Genomic DNA, 7,241 nt, shown 5'->3' on the forward strand with positions numbered 1-7,241 from the left:
GTGTAAGTTTGGCACGACAAATCAGAGTAATTTAGGGTTACATAAAGCGAAACTAGAGAAACGTCATCAGGTAAATGAAATGGCGAAATTACAGAATCCAAGTCGTTGGTCAGGAAAGTCTAGAGATTGGACAATGATCAATGAAGTAAATTTGAATCCAGAGAAAAAAGAAGAAGTGCGGGCGGCATAAAATTTAACTTGATGCGACAACTAACTTGAAAAACTCCGCTCTCAATGAAGACAGGTTTATGCAAGCTGTAAGGGTTTTATTTGGTAGTTTGCCATCAAATTATACCGCTGAGTCCTTATTTGATTCGACAGGGCATGGGCTAATTGATACTTATCTCAGAAATAATGCAGTTGCAGATGCAATAAGCGCTGGGATCAAGCTTTCTTTGTTAAACCAAACCCCATTTCCTTTGTTTGAACAACACCCAGTAAATTCAAGTGCTTTTTCACACATTGGCTATTCAACGATCAATAAAATCCTTGACCTAAAATTTAAATCAGGAAGCGCTTACCGTTATTATAATATACCTATCTTATTATGGGATGAGCTGTATTACTCAACCTCAATGGGTAAGTTTTATAATGAAAATATTCGTGGTCAATACCCAGTTGATAAGTTGGATATTGGAAGTAGGGTTTATTTAAAAATGACAACACTTGAGCCAGTTGCGATAGATGAAAAATAACTTAAATGATAAATGCATCACAATTTAATATAGGTCGCGGACTTATCCCGACAAAGTAAGTACAGAGTTTGAAAGTTTCAAATTGGCGAGTAAAAACAGTTAGCCAAACCGAAAACCTCACGCGCAAGCAAGTTCAGCATCTAAGTGGTTACTTTAACTGCTGAGCTTCAAAAATGATCAAGTAATGGCTAGCGGGGTCACCCATTAGAAAGTTCCGGTTAAGCAGGCTGCTGTGTTTTACAGAGTTGAGTTTCGGAGGAAATAACCTATAGGTTTTTATCTCAGGAGTATTTGTAGAAACCAATAGGATCAGGTCCGGAGGGATCCCTTTAGTTCTACATGAAGATCATTCTAAAAATTAAGACCTGATCTCCATATTAAAAAAGGAAAATTTATGAAGTTAATTAAGATTCACCTATGGTTTTAAGCTCTTTTATGAAGCTTGCATCATCTTTTAACAAAAAGCATTTTGCCAATTGTATCTCAACTTCATGTTTTGTTTTCAATTGAGGTGAATAATTTTTAACCAGCAACGCGACCTGCTGAAACTTATCAGCCGAATAGCTACTCATCTCAACGATTCCACCTGTTATTTTACTAATATCACTAGTAGAAATGTTGTTATCTTTGAAATACCAAAAAAAGCAATTTGCACTAGCAAAATCCATCAGTGGATCTTTACCTTTCTCTGGCATAGATGTGCATGAAAAGCTCAAGGTTAATAATAAAAAGACTCCTATTACCTTAAACTTCGACATCACGATGCTTCCCAAAATAAAACGTTATTTGACTGGCTACCGTAGCCTTTATAAACACATTTATTTCCATCCCATAAATCTGCATGCCCAGTAGCGTCAGACCAGCCATTTACTTCATAAATAATAATGCCCTTACGACCATTAAGCTCTTTTTCATGTATTGCTGGTTTATACATATCTGGATTACCATACTTCTCTGTTAAATACTTAATCAGTACTTTTACTCGAAAAATATACCAGTTTTTATTTTTTCCTGAAGAAACCTGCCCTTCAAATTTTCCATTGGGACCGATAGCTTTGTAGTAAGGGATCTTATGGGTGGAGTCTGAACTATTTAAAGCGAGAGAGATACGTGTTGCGCATGCGTTATTAAAAACACCAATATCATGGTTTAATTCCACCTTACCACCAATTTTTTTAAAAACAGCTGGCGCAGGCAGTGCTGGGTAGTTTTTCTGTAGAGTATTCCATGCAGGTAGATTTATCATAGTTAATTCCTTTTAATTTAGTCTATGTTGTACCCAAATTACATTTTACGAGCTTAAAAAGCAAGCTACAATACATAATTTTATAATTGAGCTACTGTAAATCTAATGGGTAAGTAATCTGGTTTTAAATAATCAAAAACTAATATCAGCTACCATAAACATAACAGTATGCATGAGGGCACTAACTAAATAAGCCGCTATAAAAAATGCAGCAAATGCTGAAACGGCTCCAGCTCCTGTATATCCGGCCTTAGCTTTTTCTACCATTAAAACATAGATACCCAGCCCTATACTCACCTTAAACCACAGCCAGTAATCATTAGTAAATAACGGTATTGCTGCAAAAGCAATGATCGGTACTAGTATTTTACCTTCTTCGTTTTTGTGTAAAAAATAAAAAGCTAAAACAGCAATATATAAAAATGGAGTTACATCACTCATATAAACAACTTCCTTGTAAATATAAAATAAAAATAAATAAACTTTAGCTATTGTACTTATTAATCAGTACTAAGCACTTAATAAAATTGAGTTTAAATAATAAGAACACTTGGTTTTTGAATAAAAAGCTCAAGTAAACACAGCGGCCTGCTTGACCGGAACTTTCTAATGGGTGACCCCTCTGGTTTTTCTATCGCCTAAAGTCATTATTCAAAAAATAATGTAGATAAAAACATTAAAAGTACGCAAAGCATAAAAATTACAAAATACACTTTAAATAGTATCGAGGCTTGAGCTGGCACCTTATTTCTATCACTTAATAAATTATAACGTTTTGCATACCAATCAAATAAAAATACACTGCCATAATGAAGTAAACCATGGAGCGCCATAAAAATATTTAGGGAATAATAGCGGTTTCCTGACTCTAAAATATCTTCAACTGTTCTGAGCTTTTTCCCTTTTAAATAAAAGGCTAAAGGTAAAATAATGATAAAAATGACACCTATACCAATCCCAAATAAAAGTAAGCCAAAAAGTTCGCTATCAATAATCACTTTTCAATCTTCTCATATAAAACCCCTCCCAATTTATCTCCTTTTTCTGAGAAATATTTTCCACCTAAATACCCGCCACCTCCTCCAACAACAATACCGCACCATAGTAAACTTGTTCCTCCAGAGGGTAGACCAAAAAACCAAATGAGTTAAACTTTGACTGCATACATCAAACTATCTCGAAGTTTTTCGAACTGTAAGTTGACCTTATCATCTGCAATTATTAACTTATTTAGCCTGCATACCGTTTGAGATATGGCTGAATAATGTTGAACATTAAAAACAACGGCTAACGCTTTCAAATTTTGCCCTGTTAAATCTTGGCATAACTTTATGGCAAACATACGAGGTAAGTTTTTCTCTCTACGCCCTTTCTTAACCGTTACAATATCATGTGTATCTATACAAAAATATTTAGCTAAGTACGCAACAACATCATCAGTTGAACGCCTCTGAACAACAACGCTTTTTTCGTTGTCTGATTTTGCAATATACTCCTTAACATTCTGAATAAATTCATCGCCGCCCAACACCGAAAATAACTTTTTAGCGCCATAAAAAGCACTTATCTCTTTATTGTTTTCAAATTCAACAAACTGTTTGTACGCAGCATATTTACGCTTTTTTCCTTGAAGCGAAAATATAAAGTCTCGAACTAACCATTTCGGCGTCGCCGCTTTTTTAATGAAGGCTGAGTAGCTAGACCATTTATAGTCAATAAGTTCATCTACTAACGGTGTACTTGTTTCTATTGGGTTACGATGTATATAACGGCTAACATGTAGTAAGTAATTATCAGCATCCACCAGCACCGCCTTGTAGCGACCTCTAAACAACGCACCATCTGTATTGTGTGTTCTATTAAAATATTGCGTATAGAGACCATTAATATGTTTCATGGCTCTACCTAAATTTGCATCAGGGGTTTTTATTAGTAGGTGGTAATGATTGGTCATTAAACAATACGAATGCACTTCAATATTAAAACGAAGGCTTGCTTGCTCAATGCAGTATAAAAAATGCTTAAAATCGTCATCACTCAAAAAGGTATTTTCACGCCCTCTTCCGCGATTCATTACATGATAAAACGCATTTTCATACTCTATTCGCAGCGGTCTAGACATAATAATAAATTCAATGAGCAATAAACTATAAATCTAAACCATTGATGTATGAAGTCAAGATTTGACCCCTTTGGTTTCTTTGGTTTTCTACAAAACGATGACTGAGGGGCAAGCCAAGGGCTTAATTAAGCATCAATGATGCTCAATTAAAACGCTTAAACTCATATGGCGTTCTTTATTCAAGCCACGGTGCGTATTCACACCAATCGACGTCATTACTAGATACGTAGTCATATTTAAATTGAGTTTAAATAATAAGAACACTTGGTTTTTGAATAAAAAGCAATGCGGAGGTAGTGAAAAATCACTTCTTATAAGCAGACTTTGCTAATATCAAGCTGATGTAAAAAGTTAGTAAAGATAACCCAAATAATAATAAAGATACAGACCAACCAAGAGGGCCTGTTTCACATCCATTATTGTATTTACAAGCAATGGTATTCGGATCTAAGATAAATTGATAAGAAAACCATCCTAAAAAGAATGAAAGAGCTAATAAAAGTAAGGCTAATATTATTTTTGATTGTATGGATTTTAACGTTGTTGACCCATTTCTGGATGGATATTTTCTTATCAGATATAAAAGAAAAAAGCATCCAACACCAAAGATTGTTAAGGTTAAACTATATAATATATTAATTATTTTAGGACTAAAAGTTGATATGAAAATTAATAAAGCTGAGATTAATATTATATAGGTTAGTTCTGAACGCATAATTAAGCTTACTCTCTTGCACTGCAAGAAATAATTAATTCGCCACGACTTTGTGAAGTAAGAACAAAATAAACATTCATTTTATTATTATCATTAGTCCTTGGAGCGCTCCTAACGCTAATCGTATCTTTTTTAGATTGTGAAATAGTTATCTTAAAAGAGCTAATCCAGGGGTTTTCTACTCCTGTATGTATAACCGTTGCAGCTGCCGCTTTTACAGTAATTTCATCATTTTTATAAATCAACTTATCATCAATAAGAGCTGTCGAAAGGTTTACCGAATCGCCCTTTAGCATTTTAGGGACGTCTTCAAAGTAATTTTCATTAATAATAGCGCAACCAATTTTATTCATTGGAAACGATTTGGAAGCCGATACATTACTAAATAATATTAATGATATAGATAGAAATATGAACAAAAGTTTCTTTTTCATGTGAATTATCAGACCAATACTGTTAAGGATAAAATATGCCTTTACCGGGGTTTATATCATTAGCAATCTGCCAGCGAAGAATTTTTTCTAACTCCCAACCTTTCCTGCTTATTTCACCAATAGTAGCGTCTTCAATCTCTCGTAAAATCAATCCTAATTTTTCCGTAATACTAAAATACTCGTCAAGTTTATCTAATGAGTATGCTACGGCAAGGCCGATAAATAGAGCTACAGCGAGAGGGGCTGCGGCTATTGTAGTTGTTGTTCCCACAGCAACTGCCGCAACCGCAGCAGCAATACTTGATACACCTACCTTTATCAAGGATACAGCTAAATCGGCAAGTAAATTACTAAGTAGAACCTCATCTTCTAAAAAATGTTGAAGTATTATAATTGGAACTGTAAAAAAGATTGTTAAGCGAGCACCGGAGCGAGCACTCTGAATTATGGCTGAAGTTTTCCCTATAGCCATATCAACAACTCGAGCATTTTTAGCTGTTTTAGTGAATATAGTTTTAAATTCGAGTTTACCTTTAAAAATAATATATTTCTCACCTCGAATATATTTCTCATAAACGCGACCAGTAAAACCTAGATCGCGGATCATTTGAATTAATACTCGACCATCTAAAGCTGCTGATATATTGCCAGCCACGACTCGGCTTGTAGAGGTAGGCTTATCTTTTGTCGCATTCTTGTGTAATTCGATAAGTTCTTTCTCACTTAGTAGATAAAGTGTTTGATGGTTTTTACGGATGGATTCTATTAATTTTTTATTATTCTGGATATCCCTGATTTTTAAACTATTCATACTCAATCCTTGTTGCATATTTACATTCAGTTTGTAATAAACTACCTAAGTTAGATTAAAAAATCAAGAGCTAATAGAAGAGCTAGTAGGGTCAAATCTTGACTTCATACATCAAACTATCTCGCAGTTTTTCTAATTGTAATTTGACCTTACCATCTTCAATTATTAACTTATTTAGCCTACATACCGTTTGGGATATGGCTGAATAATGTTGAACATTAAAAGCAGCGGCTAACGCTTTCAAATTTTGCCCTGTTAAATCTTGGCATAATTTAATAGCAAACATACGTGGCAAGTTTTTCTCTTTTCGCCCTTTCTTAACCGTTACAATATCATGTGTATTTATACAAAAATATTTAGCTAAATAATCGATTACATCATGCGTTGAGCGTTTTTTAATAACAATAGTTCTTTCGCTATCTGGTATTGCTATATACCCTTTTATTTTTTCAATAAATGCGTCACAGCCCAAAACTGAAAGTAACTTTTTAGCGCCATAAAACGTACTTATTTCTTTATTGTTTTCATATTCAACAAACTGTTTGTACGCAGCATATTTGCGCTTTTTTCCTTGAAGCGAAAATATAAAGTCTCGGACTAACCATTTTGGCGTCGCTGTTTTTTTGATGAAAGCTGAATAGCTAGACCATTTATAGTCAATGAGTTCATCTACTAACGGAGTACTTGTTTCTATAGGGTTACGATGTATGTAACGACTAACGTGTAGTAAGTAATTATCAGCATCCACCAGCACCGCCTTATAGCGACCTCTAAACAGTGCACCATCTGTATTGTGTGTTCTATTAAAATATTGCGTATAGAAACCATTAATATGTTTCATGGCTCTGCCTAAATTTGCATCAGGGGTTTTTATTAGTAGGTGGTAATGATTGGTCATTAAACAATACGAATGCACTTCAATATTAAAACGAAGGCTTGCTTGCTCAATGCAGTATAAAAAATGCTTAAAATCGTTATCACTCAAAAAGGTATTTTCACGCCCTCTTCCGCGATTCATTACATGATAAAACGCATTTTCATACTCTATTCGCAGCGGTCTAGACATAATAATAAACTCAATGAGTAATAAACTATAAATCTAGACCATTGATGTATGAAGTCAAGATTTGACCCTGACGAATAGTCTGACCTTGGGCAGATAATTACAACCGCGATGCCCAGAGCTGAATACAAAAGAGTATAAAAAACAAGTAATAA

10 protein-coding genes and 1 pseudogene are annotated in these 7,241 nt (G+C 34.3%); 2 read left to right on the forward strand and 9 right to left on the reverse strand.

The features are described 5' to 3' along the window. Together CWB66_RS22460 and CWB66_RS16390 are read left to right on the forward strand one after the other, a co-directional pair. Window positions 1-190: pseudogene (locus tag CWB66_RS22460) on the forward strand (IS3 family transposase); the annotation flags it as partial. Between the two features lie 58 nt (window positions 191-248). Then, entirely contained in the window at window positions 249-695 is a 447-nt protein-coding gene (locus tag CWB66_RS16390; RefSeq protein WP_252371776.1) for a KTSC domain-containing protein, read from the forward strand. 404 nt (window positions 696-1,099) lie between these two features. Here CWB66_RS16390 and CWB66_RS16395 read toward each other — a convergent pair whose 3' ends face one another. The 9 genes from CWB66_RS16395 to CWB66_RS16435 form a co-directional block, all read right to left on the reverse strand. Next, window positions 1,100-1,453, reverse strand: coding sequence for a T6SS amidase immunity protein Tai4 family protein (locus CWB66_RS16395; protein WP_077535937.1), 354 nt, complete (start codon window positions 1,451-1,453; stop codon window positions 1,100-1,102). Beyond that, a complete protein-coding gene (locus tag CWB66_RS16400; protein WP_077535938.1) occupies window positions 1,453-1,941 on the reverse strand; it encodes a type VI secretion system amidase effector protein Tae4 in 489 nt (162 codons plus the stop codon). The genes CWB66_RS16395 and CWB66_RS16400 overlap by 1 nt, the downstream gene beginning before the upstream one ends. Before the next feature lie 132 nt (window positions 1,942-2,073). Beyond that, entirely contained in the window at window positions 2,074-2,382 is a 309-nt protein-coding gene (locus CWB66_RS16405; protein ID WP_138586197.1) for a hypothetical protein, read from the reverse strand. A gap of 206 nt (window positions 2,383-2,588) precedes the next feature. Beyond that, window positions 2,589-2,939: a hypothetical protein gene (locus CWB66_RS16410; protein ID WP_252371777.1), complete on the reverse strand. Its 351-nt coding sequence runs from the start codon at window positions 2,937-2,939 to the stop codon at window positions 2,589-2,591. A 149-nt stretch (window positions 2,940-3,088) separates the two neighbouring features. Further along, window positions 3,089-4,063, reverse strand: a complete 975-nt coding sequence (locus CWB66_RS16415) for a transposase (protein WP_077535940.1) — start codon at window positions 4,061-4,063, stop codon at window positions 3,089-3,091. Between the two features lie 304 nt (window positions 4,064-4,367). Beyond that, window positions 4,368-4,778 carry a hypothetical protein gene (locus tag CWB66_RS16420; RefSeq protein ID WP_138586198.1) on the reverse strand — a complete coding sequence of 137 codons (411 nt, stop codon included), beginning with the start codon at window positions 4,776-4,778 and terminating at the stop codon, window positions 4,368-4,370. 8 nt (window positions 4,779-4,786) lie between these two features. Then, window positions 4,787-5,212 carry a hypothetical protein gene (locus tag CWB66_RS16425; protein ID WP_171037523.1) on the reverse strand — a complete coding sequence of 142 codons (426 nt, stop codon included), beginning with the start codon at window positions 5,210-5,212 and terminating at the stop codon, window positions 4,787-4,789. Between the two features lie 22 nt (window positions 5,213-5,234). Next, complete coding sequence (locus CWB66_RS16430; RefSeq protein WP_212747831.1) at window positions 5,235-6,023, reverse strand: hypothetical protein; 789 nt, start codon at window positions 6,021-6,023, stop codon at window positions 5,235-5,237. 91 nt (window positions 6,024-6,114) lie between these two features. Further along, on the reverse strand, window positions 6,115-7,089 hold the full coding sequence (locus tag CWB66_RS16435; protein ID WP_138586200.1) for a transposase: 975 nt from the start codon (window positions 7,087-7,089) through the stop codon (window positions 6,115-6,117). Window positions 7,090-7,241: the final 152 nt, after the last annotated feature.

Source organism: Pseudoalteromonas sp. S558 (assembly GCF_005886635.1).
Lineage (GTDB): Bacteria > Pseudomonadota > Gammaproteobacteria > Enterobacterales > Alteromonadaceae > Pseudoalteromonas > Pseudoalteromonas aliena.

What these genes read in the sequence shown, in the direction of transcription:
- CWB66_RS16400 (WP_077535938.1), bottom strand. Translation starts at nt 1,941, where the DNA reads ATGATAAATCTACCTGCATGGAATACTCTACAGAAAAACTACCCAGCA.
- CWB66_RS16395 (WP_077535937.1), bottom strand. Translation starts at nt 1,453, where the DNA reads ATGTCGAAGTTTAAGGTAATAGGAGTCTTTTTATTATTAACCTTGAGC.
- CWB66_RS16425 (WP_171037523.1), bottom strand. Translation starts at nt 5,212, where the DNA reads ATGAAAAAGAAACTTTTGTTCATATTTCTATCTATATCATTAATATTA.
- CWB66_RS16390 (WP_252371776.1), top strand. Translation starts at nt 249, where the DNA reads ATGCAAGCTGTAAGGGTTTTATTTGGTAGTTTGCCATCAAATTATACC.
- CWB66_RS16415 (WP_077535940.1), bottom strand. Translation starts at nt 4,063, where the DNA reads ATGTCTAGACCGCTGCGAATAGAGTATGAAAATGCGTTTTATCATGTA.
- CWB66_RS16430 (WP_212747831.1), bottom strand. Translation starts at nt 6,023, where the DNA reads ATGAATAGTTTAAAAATCAGGGATATCCAGAATAATAAAAAATTAATA.
- CWB66_RS16405 (WP_138586197.1), bottom strand. Translation starts at nt 2,382, where the DNA reads ATGAGTGATGTAACTCCATTTTTATATATTGCTGTTTTAGCTTTTTAT.
- CWB66_RS16420 (WP_138586198.1), bottom strand. Translation starts at nt 4,778, where the DNA reads ATGCGTTCAGAACTAACCTATATAATATTAATCTCAGCTTTATTAATT.
- CWB66_RS16435 (WP_138586200.1), bottom strand. Translation starts at nt 7,089, where the DNA reads ATGTCTAGACCGCTGCGAATAGAGTATGAAAATGCGTTTTATCATGTA.